This window comes from Actinoplanes sp. G11-F43 (assembly GCF_050589265.1).
Taxonomy (GTDB): domain Bacteria; phylum Actinomycetota; class Actinomycetes; order Mycobacteriales; family Micromonosporaceae; genus Actinoplanes.
Genome location: NZ_JBNZCE010000018.1, coordinates 187,276 through 203,597, shown reverse-complemented (window position 1 = coordinate 203,597; position 16,322 = coordinate 187,276). Strand labels below are relative to the sequence as shown.

The 16,322-nt window shown below is 68.8% G+C and carries 12 protein-coding genes; 8 read left to right on the top strand and 4 right to left on the bottom strand.

What is annotated here, in order from left to right; translation table 11 throughout:
- Window positions 1–65 precede the first annotated feature (65 nt).
- The 3 genes from ACQ0O7_RS22815 to ACQ0O7_RS22805 are packed head-to-tail and all read left to right on the top strand — an operon-like array spanning window position 66 to window position 3,597.
- Window positions 66–1,598 carry a pectate lyase family protein gene (locus ACQ0O7_RS22815; RefSeq protein WP_430784194.1) on the top strand — a complete coding sequence of 511 codons (1,533 nt, stop codon included), beginning with the start codon at window positions 66–68 and terminating at the stop codon, window positions 1,596–1,598.
- Window positions 1,598–2,569 carry a pectate lyase family protein gene (locus ACQ0O7_RS22810; protein WP_430784193.1) on the top strand — a complete coding sequence of 324 codons (972 nt, stop codon included), beginning with the start codon at window positions 1,598–1,600 and terminating at the stop codon, window positions 2,567–2,569. Before ACQ0O7_RS22815 ends, ACQ0O7_RS22810 begins: the two co-directional genes overlap by 1 nt.
- Window positions 2,569–3,597, top strand: a complete 1,029-nt coding sequence (locus ACQ0O7_RS22805; RefSeq protein ID WP_430784192.1) for a pectate lyase family protein — start codon at window positions 2,569–2,571, stop codon at window positions 3,595–3,597. Before ACQ0O7_RS22810 ends, ACQ0O7_RS22805 begins: the two co-directional genes overlap by 1 nt.
- Before the next feature lie 189 nt (window positions 3,598–3,786).
- On the opposite strand, the gene ACQ0O7_RS22800 is transcribed toward ACQ0O7_RS22805, so the two are convergent.
- From ACQ0O7_RS22800 to ACQ0O7_RS22785, 4 genes are all read right to left on the bottom strand, one after another.
- Window positions 3,787–4,782, bottom strand: a complete 996-nt coding sequence (locus ACQ0O7_RS22800) for an NAD-dependent epimerase/dehydratase family protein (protein ID WP_430784191.1) — start codon at window positions 4,780–4,782, stop codon at window positions 3,787–3,789.
- A gap of 1,365 nt (window positions 4,783–6,147) precedes the next feature.
- Window positions 6,148–6,846, bottom strand: a complete 699-nt coding sequence (locus ACQ0O7_RS22795) for a class I SAM-dependent methyltransferase (protein WP_430784190.1) — start codon at window positions 6,844–6,846, stop codon at window positions 6,148–6,150.
- A 74-nt stretch (window positions 6,847–6,920) separates the two neighbouring features.
- Complete coding sequence (locus ACQ0O7_RS22790) at window positions 6,921–7,319, bottom strand: hypothetical protein (RefSeq protein ID WP_430784189.1); 399 nt, start codon at window positions 7,317–7,319, stop codon at window positions 6,921–6,923.
- Between the two features lie 359 nt (window positions 7,320–7,678).
- Entirely contained in the window at window positions 7,679–8,284 is a 606-nt protein-coding gene (locus ACQ0O7_RS22785) for a hypothetical protein (RefSeq protein ID WP_430784188.1), read from the bottom strand.
- Between the two features lie 451 nt (window positions 8,285–8,735).
- Here ACQ0O7_RS22785 and ACQ0O7_RS22780 point away from each other — a divergent pair, with 451 nt between their 5' ends.
- The 5 genes from ACQ0O7_RS22780 (at window position 8,736) to ACQ0O7_RS22760 (ending at window position 16,317) form a co-directional block, all read left to right on the top strand.
- A complete protein-coding gene (locus ACQ0O7_RS22780; protein WP_430784187.1) occupies window positions 8,736–10,055 on the top strand; it encodes an ABC transporter substrate-binding protein in 1,320 nt (439 codons plus the stop codon).
- 60 nt (window positions 10,056–10,115) lie between these two features.
- A complete protein-coding gene (locus ACQ0O7_RS22775) occupies window positions 10,116–10,955 on the top strand; it encodes a carbohydrate ABC transporter permease (protein ID WP_430784186.1) in 840 nt (279 codons plus the stop codon).
- Window positions 10,956–10,958: 3 nt separating this feature from the next.
- Entirely contained in the window at window positions 10,959–11,765 is an 807-nt protein-coding gene (locus tag ACQ0O7_RS22770; RefSeq protein WP_430784185.1) for a carbohydrate ABC transporter permease, read from the top strand.
- 4 nt (window positions 11,766–11,769) lie between these two features.
- Window positions 11,770–13,638: a glycoside hydrolase family 127 protein gene (locus ACQ0O7_RS22765; RefSeq protein ID WP_430784184.1), complete on the top strand. Its 1,869-nt coding sequence runs from the start codon at window positions 11,770–11,772 to the stop codon at window positions 13,636–13,638.
- A 138-nt stretch (window positions 13,639–13,776) separates the two neighbouring features.
- The gene (locus ACQ0O7_RS22760; RefSeq protein ID WP_430784183.1) at window positions 13,777–16,317 is read left to right on the top strand and encodes a beta-L-arabinofuranosidase domain-containing protein; all 2,541 of its coding nucleotides are present in this window, start codon (window positions 13,777–13,779) and stop codon (window positions 16,315–16,317) included.
- Window positions 16,318–16,322: the final 5 nt, after the last annotated feature.

The following is a 16,322-nucleotide window of genomic DNA, read 5'->3' as shown; positions in this document are numbered from 1 at the left end:
GAGAGCATTGACCGTACCGGATGGCAATTTTATGTTTTGGGTCCCGCATAATCGGAGGATCCGGCATGAAGAAAATCCTCATCGCATCGGCGGTCCTGCTGCTCGCCGCACTGATCGGCGTCCCCGCGCACGCCGCCGCCCTCTTCACCGACACCTTCGACGACGGTGATGCCGCCGGCTGGTCGCGCAACGGCGGGACCTGGTCGATCACCGGCGCCGCCTACCAGCAGTCCAGTGTCAGCGCCCAGGCCCGTGCGCTCGCCGGCACCGGCTCGTGGACCGACTACACCGTGCAGGCACGGGTCAGACCGCTGGCCTTCGGGGCGGCCGACCGCACCGCCGGGATCGCCGCCCGCGCCCAGTCCACCAGCCAGTACTACACCCTGGTGCTCACCGGCTCCGGCAGCGCCCAGCTGCAGCGGGTCTCCGGCGGCACCGCCACCACCCTGGCCACCGCCGCGGTGGGCGCCGGCACCGGAGTGTGGCGCACCCTCGCCCTGACCGTGCAGGGCGGCACCCTCACCGGGCGCGTCGACGGCAACCCGGTCGTCACCGCCACCGACAGCACGTTCGGTTCCGGGCGCATCGGGCTGGTCACCGCCTACGCCTCCGCGGCCTTCGACGACGTCACCGTCGACACCACCACACCCGGCCCGGGACCCTCACCCACCCCGACCACCCCGCCGCCGCCCGGCGGATGCGCGGTCACCGGAGCCGCCACCGGCTTCGGCGCCGGCACCACCGGAGGCGCCGGCGGGCCGACCGTGCAGGTCGACACCGCCGCCGAGCTGCTGTCCGCGATCGCCGCCGCCGGGCCGATGACCATCTGCGTGCTCGGCACCATCACCGTGCCCGCCGGCATGCACGACGTGACCAGCGACAAGTCGATCGTCGGCGTCGGCGCGACCGCCGGGATCAGCGGCGGCGGACTCAACATCGGCCTGCCGATGTCGGACGTGACCACGCCACCCGCCGACGCCGTACACAACGTGATCATCCAGAACCTGTCGTTCCGCAACGCCACCGACGACGCGATCAACGTGCAGATGTTCTCCCACCACGTGTGGATCGACCACAACGACCTGGCGTACGGCTACGACGGGCTGATCGACATCAAGCGCGGATCGTCACTGGTGACCGTGTCGTGGAACCACAACCACCACCACACCAAGAACATGCTGCTCGGCCACGACGACGGCAACGGGGCCCAGGACACCGGGCGGCTGAAGGTCACCTACCACCACAACTGGTTCGACCGGACCCCGCAGCGCAACCCCCGGGTGCGGTTCGGCGAGCCGGTGCACGTCTACAACAACTACTACGTCTACAACACCGACACCGGGGTGGCCTGCCAGAACAACGCCGGGTGCGTGGTCGAGGGCAACTACTTCGAGGACGTGGAGGAACCCGTGACCGACAGATACGCCGGGCCGGCCGGCCGTTGCGTGGCCCGCGACAACATCTACGCCGGGGAGTCCGGAACCGCCGTCTGCAGCGGGGTGGTGCAGGAACCGTCCACCTACTACAGCTACACCCTGGACGATCCGGCCACCGTGAAAGCACTGGTCACCGCCGGTGCCGGAGTGGGGAGGCTGTGATGCGCCGGCTGATCGTCCTGCCCCTGATCCTCTCCGTCGTGGCCGTGTCCCTCCCCGCCGTTCACGCCTCGCCGTCCCCGGTCGCCTTCTCCGCGCTCGCCGCGCCTTCCGCCGCCGACGGTTTCGGCGCCGGGACCACCGGTGGGGCGGCCGGGCCCACCGTCACCGTCACCACGGCCGCCCAGCTGGCGCAATACGCCGGTGCGAATACCCCGTACACCATTCTGGTCTCCGGCCGGATCACCGCGAGCGGCATGATCACGGTGGTCGCGAACAAGAGCGTCCTCGGCGTCGGCTCCACCGCCGAGATCACCGGCGGCGGCCTGCAACTCGGCACCACCACCCGCCCCGGCAACAACGTGATCATCCGCAACATCCGGTTCGGCAACGCCTCCGACGACTCGATCAGCGTCACCAACAAGGCACACCACGTGTGGATCGACCACAACGAGTTCCTGCCCGGGTACGACGGGTCCCTCGACATCAAACGCCAGTCCACCAACGTGACGGTGTCGTGGAACAGGTTCCGGGGCACCGACAAGACGATGCTGCTCGGCCATTCCGACAACCATCCCGCCGACGTCGGCTATCTGCGGGTCACCTATCACCACAACTGGTTCGAGGGCTCCCAGCAGCGGCACCCCCGCGTCCGGTTCGGCGAGCCGGTCCACCTCTACAACAACTACTACGACAACATCGGGTTGTACGGGATAGCCAGCACCCAGAACGCCGGAGTCGTCGCCGAGGGCAACTATTTCGAGAACGTCGCCCACCCGTGCCACTCGACGAGCGGATACGCCGAGAGCGACCCCGGCCGTCTGATGCAGCGCGACAACGTGTTCGTCGACTCCGGGATCTGCGAGGCCGGGGGAGCGGTGCAGTCACCCGCCGACTACTACACCTATCACCTGGACCCGGCCGCGTCGGTGCCGTCACTGGTCACCGCGGGCGCCGGCGTGGGGAGGATCTGATGCACCGACGTCTCACCGTCACCGTTCTGGCGACCGCCCTCCTGACAGCGCTCACCGCCGCGTCCGCCGCTCCCGCATCGGCGTCCTCGGCTTTCCCGTCCTCGGCTTTTCCGGTTTCGGCTTTCCCGGTTTCGGCTTTCCCGGCTTCGGATTTTCCGGTCTCGGCTTTCCCGGCGTCGGCTGACGGGTTCGCCACCGGCACCACCGGGGGCGCGGCCGGGCCGACCGTCGTGGTGGACACCACCGATGAACTGCTGGACGCCATCGACACCGTCGGTCCCCTGGTCATCCACGTGTCCGGAACGATCGCCATCACCAGCAAACAGGGAGTGCGGCCCGACAAGACGATCCTCGGCGTCGGCAGCAACCCGACGATCACCGGTGGAGGCTTGGACTTCTACAAGTCGTACAACGTGATCGTGCGGAATCTGACGTTCGTCGACGCCGAGGACGACGCGATCAATGTGGGTCAACAGTCACATCACATCTGGATCGACCACAACACGTTCGTCAGCCCGGTCGACGGATCGATCGACGTCGTGCGCGGCGCCGACTACGTGACCGTCTCCTGGAACCACTTCGCCGGCACCGACAAGAGCATGTTGATCGGGCACTCCGACGGCGCGTCGTCGACAGACGTCGGCCATCTCAAGGTGTCGATCCACCACAACTGGTTCGACGGCTCCCGGCAACGGCATCCACGGGTACGGTTCGGCGAGCCGGTCCACGTCTACAACAACCTCTTCGACACCAACGAGCTGTACGGCGTCGCGTCGACCATGAACGCCGGCGTGCTCCTGGAAGGCAACAGTTTCGCCAACGTGCCACACCCGTGCTTCTCCACCAGCGGTTATGCCGACAGCGGCCCGGGCCGCCTGGTCCAGCGAGCCAACATCTTCACATCGTCCGGACCCTGCGAGGCCGGCGGAACGGTGACCGAACCCGCCACCTACTATCCCTACACCCTCGACCCGGCGTCGTCGGTCCCGTCCCTGGTGCGGGCGGGGGCGGGCGCCGGAAAACTCTGAACCCGCGGCATACCGTCGCCGCCGGTCGCAGGAGCCGCCCCGCTTCAACCGTCCTGCTCCAACCGCCCGCTCTGCCTCTCCAACCGCCCGCTCTGCCTCACGACCCCGCTACACCGTCCCGTCTCACCACCCCGCTACACCGTCCCGCCTCACCACCCCGCCCCACCGTCCTATTTCAACCGCCCCGCCTCACCGTCGCGCTTTCGCGGTGGTGGCTCGGGGCGGTTGTCGCAGCAGGCCCTCGCCTTGTAGCCAGCGTTCGGTTCGGGCCATGCCCTCGGTGAGGTCCACCGTGGGGTGGTAGCCCAGCAGGCGGCGGGCTTTCGCGATCGAATACGTGCCGGTCCGGGCGAGATAGCGCATCGACGTGGCGTTCACCTCGGTCCGCCCGCCGGTCAGCGTGATGGCCCGGCCCAGCAGGCGGGCCACGCCGACCGCCACCGGGGTGGGCGCCACCAGCGGGCCGCGTCTGCCGAGCATCCGGTAGTAGTGGCCGAAGAACTCCCCGCACGCCACCCCGTACCCGCTGGTCAGGGTGAAGATCTGGCCGGTGGCGGCGGGGCTCGTCGCGGCCCTCACCAGCCCTTCGGCTAAATCGTCGATGTAGACCGGGCTGAATATTCCGGCGCCGCCGGCCGGCAGCAGGAACTGGAACCTTCTGATCAACTGAACGGGCAGGACGGTCCACGGGCGCGAACCCGGGCCGTACACGTCGCCGGGCCGGACCACGGTCACCGCTATCCGTCCTTCGGCATGGGCCTGCAACACCACCTGCTCGCCGGCGATCTTCGTGTCGACGTAGGGGTTGCCGTCCGGCCGTACCGGATGATCCTCGGTGACCCCGTCCGGGAACCCCACGTCGGAGAACGCCCGGACGGAGGACAGATGGACGAACCGGGTGGCGCCCGCCCGGACCGCCGCGTCGACCACCTTGCGGGTGCCGTCGACGTTGACCCGCCACTGGCCGTCCATGCCGACGGCGTTCGACACCACAGCCGCCGTGTGGATCACCAGGTCGGAGCCGGTCATCGCATCACGCCACGCGCCGTCCTCGGTGATGTCCCCGGCGACCACACCGGAACTCTCCCGGAGATCCATCCCATGGACGGTGTGCCCGTCCGAGCGCAGCCGTGCGGTCACGGCCCGCGCGATGAACCCGCCGGCCCCGGTCACAAAGACGCGCATCGCCCGACGGTAAGACACCCATCGACGCGAATCAACGGCTGCCTAGCCGGGCGACGGCTGGACGTTCCGGAGTCTTCTTCCCGGTCGCCGGTCCGCTCACGGTCAATCCCGCACCGGTCCCCACCTGGCCGCGACCTCGGCAGATGTACCGCCACAACGAGTCTCATCCTCGGCCGCCCGCCGCCCGCCGCCCGCCGCCCGCCGCCCGCCGCCCGCCGCCCGCCGCCCCGCCTGCCGGCCGCCTGCAGCCTGTCACCCGCCGCCTGCCGTCTGCCACCCGCCTGCCGGCCGCCCGCAGCCTATCGCCCGCCGCCGGCCGCCCCGCCTGCCTGCCGCCCGCCGCCTGCCACCCGCTGCCCCGCCTGCCTGCCGCCCGTAGCCCGCCACCCGCCGCCCGCCGCCCGCCGCCGGCCACCCCTGGCCTGCCACCCGCCACCCGCCCGCCGCCTGCCACCCGCCGCCCGATTCTCCGCCAGTTATTCCGCGCGGTTTCCCTGGTGGATCGTGGTCGAATTTCCATCGTTTGAGAGTCTTTTCTTGGCGGTCCGTTGTTCTCCGCAAATTCCCCGTGTGAATGCCGTCCATAGTCGATCCGGCGGATTCGCCACCGAAAAGAAGCCTTCTTAGTAGTTCTGTGCCGCGCTCCGGTCAAGCCTTCGTCGGGGCAACCTGCCAGCCACGATCTTGGTCGATTCACCACCGAAAAGGGCCTTATTCTCGGCTGCCTGATCACTTGCGGTCAATCCCTCGTGCGGGCAACCCGCTCAGCAGAGATCTTGGCGGATTTACCACCGTTTCCGGTGGTAAATCCCCCAAGATCGGCCAGGGCGGAGCTGGAAGGCGGACACTCGCTCGGGGAATTGACGCGAACAGGCCAGCAGCCGAGAAGAAGGCTCTTATCCGGTGGAAAATCCGTCAAGATCTGCCAGGGCGAGCCCGGAAGGCGGACGCTCGCGCGGGGAGTTGACCGCGGACGGGCCGGCAGTCCAGAGGAAGACTCAGAAACGGTGGTAAATGCCCTAAGATCACTCAGAATGGGGCCAGGAAGTGAGCACTAGCGCCGGGGATTCGCGTCAAATCGGGCGGCGGTAAAAGGGGAAGGCTCAATTCGATGGAAATCGACCACGATCTGCCGGGGAGGGCGCTCGCGCGGCATTGGCGGCAAAATAGGCGGTGGTAAAGGGAAGAACCAGAGCTGCGGTGAATCGACCGCGATCGCGGATCTTCCGGTTGTCTGTGCGAGGGATTTGCCGTGAGTGATTCGTTGACCAGAGAGGCGTGGTAAATCTGCCAAGATTGGCCGGGAAGTGAACACTTGAGCGCGGGCAGACCGTAGGTCGAGCAGAAGGCTCTCCTGGACGTGTATCAGCCGGCGGCTCGGCGGGCGACCACCAACTCGTAGGACAGGCCGGGGAGGGGCAGCGGGACGGTCTCGGTGTGGAAGCCGGCGGCGCGCAGGTCGGTGAGGACCGCCGGGATCGGGGTGGTGCGGTAGTACATGACGAACTTGGGCCGCCACACCGCGTTGCGCACCCGCATCACCGCGTCGAAGCCGAGCGTCATCCAGAACCACCGCGAGGTGACCGGTGGTGGCCCGCCCAACGGCATCGCGAACACCCCGCCCGGCCGGAGCGCCCGGTGGATCCCGGCGAACAGGGCCGGCCGCTCGGCGGGCAGGAAGTGGCCGAGCGCACCGAAACTCACCGCCAGATCGAAGCCGGCCCGGAACGGCAGTGTCAGCGCGTCCGCACGGACCAGGCCGGCGCCGGGGTTCGCCTGACGCGCCTCGTCCAGCATGCCGGTGCTGAAATCCACGCCGGTCACCCGTGAACGGCACACCGCGTCGAGAACCGACAGCCCGGCGCCGGTACCGCAGCACACGTCCAGCCCGTCATCGAACGGGCCGAACGAGGCCAGCGCCGCCGTGGTCGCCGTCAGGATGTTCGCCGGGGTGCGGAACGAGGTGTGATCGAACTTGGGGGCCAGCAGGTCGTATCCGTGCTCGACCGACGACAACGCCTGGACCGTCAGCTCGCGCAGAGTCGGGCCGTGGGATGAGGGCACGCCCCGAGACTACCGGCGCGCCGCCGCCGCGATCTCGCGCCGTGCCGGACCTGGGGGCGGGGCGCGAAGCGGCATCACCGGCGCAGGGCCGCCACGATCGCCTCCCGGAGCTGGTCGCCGTAGGCGTCGTCGGGTAGTACCGAAACCCGCTCGGAGGCCCGCTCCCAGGCCGCCCGCGCCAGCCGCTCGTGGGCCATCGCGATACTCACGTGCAGTGACGGGTAGAAGGCGGCCACCGTCTCGTCGCCCACCGCGTCGGCGTGCCGCAGGGCGGTCTCGTTCCACCACAGGACACGGTCCGGGTCGTCCTGGTGCCGGGCCGCGTAATGCGCTGCCACGCACGCTTCGTAGTCGCCGGTGCGGGCCTCCCACGCCTGCTCGAACAGCGCCTTCGCGTCGGTGGGACGGCCGTCGGCCTCCGCTCGCATGCCTTCCTGGCAGAGTTTCAGCACGGGGTTGTCGACGTTCATCATGGTGATGATGGTGGAGTCTCGACCAGGTCGAGAGTCAATTCAACAGCTGATGGTGTACGCGTGACCTCCCCGGTGGCCGGCAGGTCGAGCAGGGCGCCCCGGAGGGTGGCCAGTGCCAGTGTGCGTCGGGCCAGGGCGGGGGCGGTGTCGCGTACCGCGGCTGGTTGGCAGTCGGCGAGAACGGTGAGCCAGTCGTCGACGGTGACGAGGCAGGGTATGAGCGGGTCGTCCCGCCGTCCGCAGCCTCGCTGTCGGCAGCCCCGCCGCTTTGCCTTTTTGGGGCGGTGCCGCTTCGTCTCCGGGTTGCGCGCCGCTTCGCGTTCGGTGCCGGGCGAAGCGGCGTCGCCTCCGTCAGGGGGTCAGCTGGCCGGCCGTTCCGCCTGCTCCCCGAGAGCGTGCAGGCAGCAGGGGATGGCCGCCGACTTCTCGTAGGGCCGCCCGGTGCTCAGGCTCGCGCCCCGGGCCGGCGCGCTCACCCGGCCGGCCGGTTGCCGCAGGGCCGGCGGGATCTGCGGCCTCGCGGGGCGGCAGTGCTCGTAGCTGTACACATCCTCGGAGTCGGGTCCCGGAGCGGGTGAGGGAAACGCCGGGACGGTCGGCGAAGGGAGGGTGGGCGAAGGAAGGGCAGGGGTGGTGGGTGAGGGGAACCCCGGGCCGGTGAGTGACGGGTACGCGGGGTCGGTGGGTGAAGGGAACGACTGGTCGGCGGATGGGGGGCGAGCCGGGGCGGCGGGTGAGGGGAACGCCGGGTCGGGTGGGGTGAAGGGGGCTGGCTGGCGTGGTCGCCGTTTGCGCTCCATCCAGGATTCGACATCCGTCCCGCTCCAGACCTTGCCTTGGGAGAGGTTGGCGACCGGGGCCGGGAAGTCGGCCCGGGTGGTGAGCTGGTAGACGCGCTGACGGCTGATGTTGCCCAGCAACATGCGGATCTCCCGGTTCCCGACCAGGTACAACGGTGCAGTCATGCACGAGACTATAGGCCCGGGACTACTTGATTCGCGACCAGATCTAGATCCACTTAACACTCCCGAGTGTGCCAATCTCCCGAATGGGTGTCCTCAACGGCGATTTGCGCCCATAAATGCTGATCGAAATCGGTCGCGCGTGCCCAGGAATTCCGCCGGCGCCGGTTTCGGGTGGGTTGTGGCTGTCGGGCCGGGATCGCGGGACGTGGGCGGGGCGGAAACCGGCCGTTCTGCCCGGCTGATCGGTCCCGATCCCGCACGGGCCGGTGAGTGGATCGAAGGCCTTGACAGGGCAATTCCCTGAGTATTACGTTTCTGAAAACCTTTTCGGTCCTTCTTGGATGCTCTGCTGTAGCCGCTTGAGCTGCGTATATGACTGCCATCTGCCATCGGATGGCCTACCACGACGAAACTTGCCGAAACAACTGTGGCATGCCCATGGAGGTACTTCGTGCGAAGAAACCTGTTGAGCGGCGTCCGCCGTGCGGTCGTGTGGACCGCGCTGGCCGCCTTGATGACCACCACCGTGGCTGCCTGTTCGAGCAGTGACGACACCCAGCCGGCGGCGCCGGTCGCGGGCGCGGGGGTGGACGGGGTCGATGACGGCTCCGAACTGACCCTGTGGACCCGGGCGCCGCTGGAACTGCAAGCGAAGTCCCTTGTCGACGCGTACAACAAGTCGCACAAGAACCAGGTCAAGCTGACCATCGTGCCGAACGACGACTACGTGGCGAAGGTGGGTGCGGCCGCCGGTGGTGGTGGCCTGCCGGACCTGTTCGCGGCGGACATCGTCTACGTGCCGAACTGGACCGAGGCGGGGCTGTTCCACGACCTGACCGAATCGCTCGGCCAGCTGCCGTACGCCGACAAGATCAACAAAGGACATCTGGAGGCCGGTACGTACGAGGGCAAGAAGTACGTCCTCCCGTTCGTCCTGGACCTCTCGGTGATCTTCTGGAACAAGGACCTCTACAAGGAGGCCGGCCTGGACCCGGAGAAGGGCCCGACCACCCTCGACGAGTTCCGTGACCAGGCCCTGGCGGTGCAGAAGCTGAACAAGAAGGACACCTACGGCACCTACTTCGGCGGCAACTGCGGCGGCTGCAACGTCTTCACCTGGTTCCCGATGATCTGGGCCAGCGGGGCGGACGTGATGGCCCCCGACGGCAAGAAGTCGCTGCTGGACGGCCCGGCCGCGCAGAAGGTCTACAGCACCTGGCGGGAGCTGCAGACGGCCGGCGCGATCGCCCCGGGCTCCAAGGACGACACCGGTGCGACCTGGGTGGCCGCGTTCCAGGAGGGCAAGGTCGGCGTGATGCCGTACCCGGCGACGCTGCTGCCGACCGCCGCCAAGACCGTGGACGTCGGCGTGACCGCGATCCCGGGCACCGCCGCGGGCGAGGGCTCCACCTTCCTCGGCGGCGACGGCATCGGCATCTCGAAGGACTCCACGAAGACCCAGCAGGCGTGGAACTTCATGTCCTGGCTGACCTCCGAGGCCGCCCAGGTCGACGTGCTGGCCGCCGGCAACAGCACGGTGGCCCGCAGCGACCTGACCGAGAACCAGTACTCGGCGAAGGACCCCCGGGTCGCCGCGATCAACAAGGTGGCCGGTGCGGCGCAGAGCAGGACCCCGGTGGCGGTCAACTTCCAGCAGGCCTTCAACGCGCCGGGCAGCCCCTGGGTGACCCTGTTCCGCAATCAGGTCTACGGCGATCCGGCCGGCCTGGCCAAGGACAACGAGGCGCTGAGCCAGGTACTGGGCCAGTAATCGCAAGCCGGGTGGCATCCACCGATGCCACCCGGCCGACCGAATGCGGAGTAACAAACAGTGAAACTCAAGGGCTGGGCCTACGCGGCGCCGACCGCCCTGTTCGTTCTGATCTTCTTCGTCGTACCGATCGCCATCGTGGCCCGGATGTCGGTCTCCGACTGGCGGCTGCTCACCGGGAACCGCGGTTTCAACGCCCCGGAGAACTACCAGGACGTGCTCGACGACCGGCTGTTCTGGCCGGCGGTCTGGTTCACCGTCAAATACACCGTGGTCACCACGGTCATCCTGCTCGGGCTGGCGCTGATCATGGCGTTGATCGTGCAGGAGTCCGGCCGCTGGACCGGTTTTCTGCGCACCTCGTTCCTGGTGCCGAGCGCGCTGGGCCTGGCCTCGGCCTCACTGCTCTTCTACGCGCTCTATTCACCGCAGAGCACCCCGCTGGAGTTTCTCGGGATCGATTCCTTCCTGGGTACGCCGAACGCCGCCCTGTGGTCGACGGTGGTGCTGATCGTGTGGCGGTTCGCCGGCTTCTACATGCTGCTGTTGCTGGTCGGCTTGCAGGCCATTCCGGGTGACGTCTACGAGGCGGCGCGACTGGACGGGGCGAACCGCCTGCAGACCTTCCGGTACGTCACCCTGCCACTGCTCAAATCGTCGCTGGCGATGTGCGCGATCCTCTGCGTGACCGGCTCGATGCTGGCGTTCGACCAGTTCTACATCCTCACCAAGGGCGGCCCGGACAACAGCACGATCACGGTCGTCCAGCTCATCTACAACATGGCGTTCTACGGCCAGAACAACCTCGGCCGTGCCGCGGCTCTGTCCATTCTCGTGCTCGCCGCTCTGCTCATCGTCAACGTGGTTCAGTTCCGCGGCCTACGCGACAAGGAGGGGTGACGCGTGTTCCGTACCCCGCAACGGGTTCTGACCGGGGGCCTGGCCCTGCTCTTCCTCTTTCCGCTGGTGTGGGCGAGTCTCGCGTCGGTCAGCCCGCAGGCCGGCACCGCGCAGACCGACGGCTGGGGGCTGGGCAACTACGAGACGCTGGCCGACTATCAGGCCGGCATCGGGCAGTACCTGCTCAATTCGACGCTGGTGTCGGTGATGACGGTGCTGTTCACCCTCACCGTCTCGCTGCTCGGCGGATACGCGTTCGCGATGTTCACCTTCCCCGGGCGTGACGCGCTGTTCCTGGTGACGCTGGCGATCCTGATGGTGCCGTACGCGACCCTGCTCATTCCGCTCTATGTCCTGCTCAACGAACTGGGCCTGCAGAACTCACTGGTCGGGCTCTCCCTGGTGCTGACCATGTTCCAGTTGCCGTTCGCCACGTTCATGATGCGCATCTCGTTCGAATCGGTGCCGAAGGAACTGCCCGAATCGGCGCTGGTCGACGGCTGCGGCAGTCTGCGGGCGCTGCTCTACATCCTGGTGCCGGCAGTGAAGCCGGGACTGATCACGGTCGGCCTGTTCGCGTTCCTGGCCGCGTGGAACGACTTCATCACCCCGCTGGTGCTGATCAGTGATTCGGAGAAACTGCCGTTGCCGCTGGCGGTGGCGAACATGCGCCAGCAGGTGATGGGAATCGTCGACTTCGGCGCCACCGAGGCCGGCGTGGTGGTGCTGGCGTTCCCGTGCATCGTGCTCTTCCTGATCCTCCAACGGCACTACGTCCGCGGTTTCATGTCCGGCGCACTCAAGGGTTGATCACGTGACGATCGAAGAAGTTATGGTGACCGGTGAATGGGTTCGCCGCGGGGGGACTCCGGCGGCGCCGAGCAAGGGCCGGCTGCGGCCGCTCGGCCTGAAAGAAGTGACGCTGCGACCGGGATTCTGGCAGCAGCGTCAGCGGATCAGCCGGGAGAATTCGCTCGACCACATCGAGCACTGGCTGACCAGAGCCGGCTGGCTCGGCAATTTCGATCAGGCGGCGGTGCGGCAGGGCCGGGAGTTCTCCGACTCGGAGATCTACAAATACCTGGAGGCTCTGGCCTGGGCCAACGATCCGGCCCTGGAGGACCGGTTCCAGGCGATCGTGGCCCGGGTGTCGGCCGCGCAGGATCCGGACGGCTACCTGAACACCAACTTCGGCCGGCCCGGCCAGGCCCCCCGCTACTCCGACCTGGAGTGGGGGCACGAACTGTACTGTTTCGGTCACCTGATCCAGGCCGGGGTGGCCCGCGCCCGCGCCCACGGCCGCGACGAGCTGGTCGAGGTGGCGATCCGGGCCGCCGACCACGTCTGCGACGTCTTCGGGCCGGGCGGCATCGAGTCGGTCTGCGGGCACGCCGAGATCGAGCCGGCGCTCGCCGAGCTGTACCGGGTCACCGGCGACCGGCGCTACCTGGACCAGGCCAGACTCTTCATCGAACGGCGCGGCCACCAGGTGCTCGGCGACATCGAGTTCGGCCGGTCGTATTTTCAGGACGACGTGCCGATCCGGGACGCCCGGGTGCTGCGCGGGCATGCCGTCCGGGCCACCTATCTGGCCTCCGGCGCGGTGGACGTGGCCGTCGAGACCGGCGACGAGGAACTGCTCGACGCGGTCGCCGGGCAATGGGCGGAAGCGGTCGCGCGGCGCACCTATCTCACCGGGGGGATGGGTTCGCGGCACCAGGACGAGGCGTTCGGTGAGGACTGGATGCTGTCGCCGGACCGCTCCTACTCGGAGACCTGCGCCGGCGTCGGGTCGATCATGCTGGCCTGGCGGCTGCTGCTGGCCCGGGGCGAGGCCCGCTACGCCGACCTGATCGAGCGGACCCTGTTCAACGTGATCGCCGCGTCGCCCGCCGACGACGGCCGCCGCTTCTTCTACACCAACACCCTGCACCAGCGGGTGCCCGGCCACGAGCCGCCGGCCGACCAGCTGGTGCCGCGGGCCGCGTCGAGCCTGCGCGCGCCCTGGTTCGCGGTCTCCTGCTGCCCGACCAACCTGGCCCGCACCTTCGCCGGCCTGGCCGGATACCTGGCCACCGCGGACGACGACGGCCTCCAGCTCCATCAGTACACGGCCGCCTCGATCGACACCGGCGACATCGCCGTGGAGGTGGACACCGACTACCCGGCGGACGGCCGGATCACGGTGCGGGTCACGCGCGCGCCGGAGACGCCGTGGACGCTGACGCTGCGGGTGCCGCACTGGGCCGGCGGCGCGACCCTGGACGGCGAGCCGGTCGCTCCCGGATACGCGCGGGTGAGGCGCCGTTTCACGGCGGGTGAGAGCGTCACCCTCGACCTGGCGGTCCGCCCCCGGTTGACCTTCCCCGACCCCCGGATCGACGGGGTACGGGGTTGCGTGGCCGTCGAACGCGGACCGGTCGTCTACTGCCTGGAGTCGGTGGACCTCGGCGACGTCGACTTCGACACGGTCCACATCGATCCGTCGTCACCATTGACCGACCGGGACGGCGCGGTGATCGTGAACGGTCACGCCGGTGCGACAGCCGACGGCGCCTGGCCTTACGGCGGCCGGCCGGACGGCGAGGGCGCGGCGGTCGAGATCCCACTCCACCCGTACCACCGATGGGCTCGCCGCGGCCCCTCCACGATGCGCGTCTGGGTGCCGGCGACGACGGATTGATCCGGGGCCGAGGCCCGACCGCGTGCCGATCTGCGGCTCGCATCGAGCCGCAGATCGGCACACGAATGGAAACCGGTCGCCGCGAACTGCGGCGACCGGCGATCACACCTGACCACCGACAGGAAGTGAGCGCCAGAAATGTCCGAGAACGCCATCTCCCGCCGCCGGCTGTTCCAGATCGGGGCCGTCGCCGCCGGAGCGTCCCTGGCCCTGCCCGCGTCCCCGGCTCTGGCCGGTCATGGGAAGCCGAAACCGAGGGTCCGGAAGGTCAACGGCCTGCCGGTGCCGAAAGCGTGGAAGGCCGTCCCGTTCGACCTGACCGCCGTCGCGCTGGCGCCGAGCGTCTTCACCGAGAAACGCGACCGGATGCTGGCCTACGCGCGGGCCTACTCGCCGGACCGGATCCTGAGCAACTTCCGGTCCGCGGCCGGCCTGGACGACCTGGGCGCGCAACCGCCGGGCGGCTGGGACGACGCCACCGGCAACCTGCGCGGCCACTACAGCGGCCACCTGCTGTCGATGCTGGCGCAGGCGTGGGCCGGCACCGGCGAGACGGTGTTCAAGGACAAGCTCGACGCCGTGGTGACCGGGCTGAAGCAGTGCCAGGACGCGTGGGCGGAACAGGTCGGCGACCCGGGCACCCCGCCCCCGCCGGCGACCTGGGTGGACGGCGGCCTGGAACTCGACGGCGACGGCCAGTACGTCGGCCTGCCGGACGCCACCGTCGACGGCCTGACCGCGGCCACCATCGTGATCCGGCTGCGGATCGCCGAGCTGCGCACCTGGTCGCGGGCGTTCGACTTCGGGGTCGGCACGGCCGTCAACATGTTCCTGACGATCGACACCGGAGCCGGCCCGCGGTTCGCCATCACCACCGGTGGCAGTGGCGGCGAGCAGCGTATCCAGTCGTCCACCCGGCTGCCCGCCGGTGAATGGGTGGATCTGGCCGTCACACTGACCGGGCAGGTCGGCACCCTCTACGTCAACGGTGTGCAGGCCGGAGTCAACACGTCGATGACGCTGACCCCGGCCGCGCTGGGCGCGCCGAAGAACAACTGGATCGGCCGCTCCCAGTACGGCGACGCCGGGCTGAAGGGTGTGGTCGGCGAGTTCCACCTCTACGACCGGGCGCTGACCGCCGCCGAGATCGCCGCCGGGGCGTCGGCCGGCAACCTGGTCGCCTACCACTTCGACGAGACCAGCGGCACCGTGGTCGCCGACTCGTCCGGCCGGAACTGGGACGCCGCGGTGGTCACCGGCACCGGCGGGGCACCCGGCCCGAGTCACGCCGGATTCCTGGCCGCCTACCCGGAGACCCAGTTCATCCTGCTGGAGCAGTACACCACCTACCCGGCGATCTGGGCCCCGTACTACACCTGCCACAAGATCATGCGGGGGCTGCTGGACGCGTACACCCTGGGTGGTAACGCTCTTGCTCTCGATGTGGCCCGTGGCATGGGGGAGTGGGTGCACTCGCGGCTGTCGAAGCTGCCGCGCGAGCAGCTGGACCGGATGTGGGCGCTCTACATCGCCGGTGAGTACGGCGGGATGAACGAGGTGATGGCCGACCTGGCCACCCTGACCGGGAACCGGGCCTTCCTCACCACGGCCGGCTACTTCGACAACACCCGGCTGCTCGCCGACTGCGCGGCCGGCACCGACACCCTGGACGGCAAGCACGCCAACCAGCACATCCCGCAGTTCCTCGGCTACCTGCGGATGTTCGAGCAGGGCGCCGGGAAGCAGTACCGGGCGGCGGCGGCGAACTTCTACGACATGGTGGTGCCACACCGGACGTACGCCCACGGTGGTACCGGCCAGGGCGAGGTGTTCCGCGAACGGGACGTGATCGCCGGCAGCATCGTCGGCACCACCAACGCCGAGACCTGCGCGGCGTACAACATGATGAAGGTCGCCCGGAACCTGTTCTCCCTGACCCCGGACGGCCGGTACTTCGACTACTACGAGAAGACCCTGGTCAACCAGATCCTGGCGTCCCGGCGCGACACCGACAGCACCACCGACCCGCTGGTCACCTACATGGTCCCGGTCGGCCCGGCGTCGCGGCGCGGTTACGGCAACACCGGCACCTGCTGCGGCGGCACCGGACTGGAGAACCACACCAAGTACCAGGACTCGATCTACTTCCGGTCGGCCGGAGACGACGTGCTCTACGTCAACCTCTACATCCCGTCGACCCTGCACTGGACCGAGCGCAAGGTGACCGTCACCCAGAGCGGCGACTACCCGCGCACCCCGGCCGGGACGCTCACCGTCACCGGAAACGCCCGGTTCGAGCTGCGGCTGCGGGTGCCGTCCTGGGCCCGGGACACCTTCACCGTCAAGGTCAACGGCAAGAGGCAGCGGGTACGGGTGAGCCGCGACGGTTACCTCGCCATCCACCGGCACTGGCGCACCCGCGACACCGTCGAGATCGCCTTCCCGTACCACCTGCACACCGAGAGCGCCATCGACGACCCGACCCTGCAGTCGCTGCTCTACGGCCCGCTGACGCTGATCGCCAAGTCGGACAGCACCCAGACGCTGCCGCTGCCGGCGAACCTCGCCGACGTCCAGCCCGGCGACCGGCCGCTCACCTTCACCTCCGGCGGGATCACCTTCGAGCCGTTCTTCCTGGGCGACACCGCCGCCTACCACACCTATCTGCGCCGCGCCTGAATAGA

Bases quoted from the DNA above. Each gene is read 5' to 3' on its own strand.
- ACQ0O7_RS22815 (WP_430784194.1), top strand. From the start codon at position 66: ATGAAGAAAATCCTCATCGCATCGGCGGTCCTGCTGCTCGCCGCACTG.
- ACQ0O7_RS22810 (WP_430784193.1), top strand. From the start codon at position 1,598: ATGCGCCGGCTGATCGTCCTGCCCCTGATCCTCTCCGTCGTGGCCGTG.
- ACQ0O7_RS22805 (WP_430784192.1), top strand. From the start codon at position 2,569: ATGCACCGACGTCTCACCGTCACCGTTCTGGCGACCGCCCTCCTGACA.
- ACQ0O7_RS22800 (WP_430784191.1), bottom strand. From the start codon at position 4,782: ATGCGCGTCTTTGTGACCGGGGCCGGCGGGTTCATCGCGCGGGCCGTG.
- ACQ0O7_RS22790 (WP_430784189.1), bottom strand. From the start codon at position 7,319: ATGATGAACGTCGACAACCCCGTGCTGAAACTCTGCCAGGAAGGCATG.
- ACQ0O7_RS22785 (WP_430784188.1), bottom strand. From the start codon at position 8,284: ATGACTGCACCGTTGTACCTGGTCGGGAACCGGGAGATCCGCATGTTG.
- ACQ0O7_RS22760 (WP_430784183.1), top strand. From the start codon at position 13,777: ATGTCCGAGAACGCCATCTCCCGCCGCCGGCTGTTCCAGATCGGGGCC.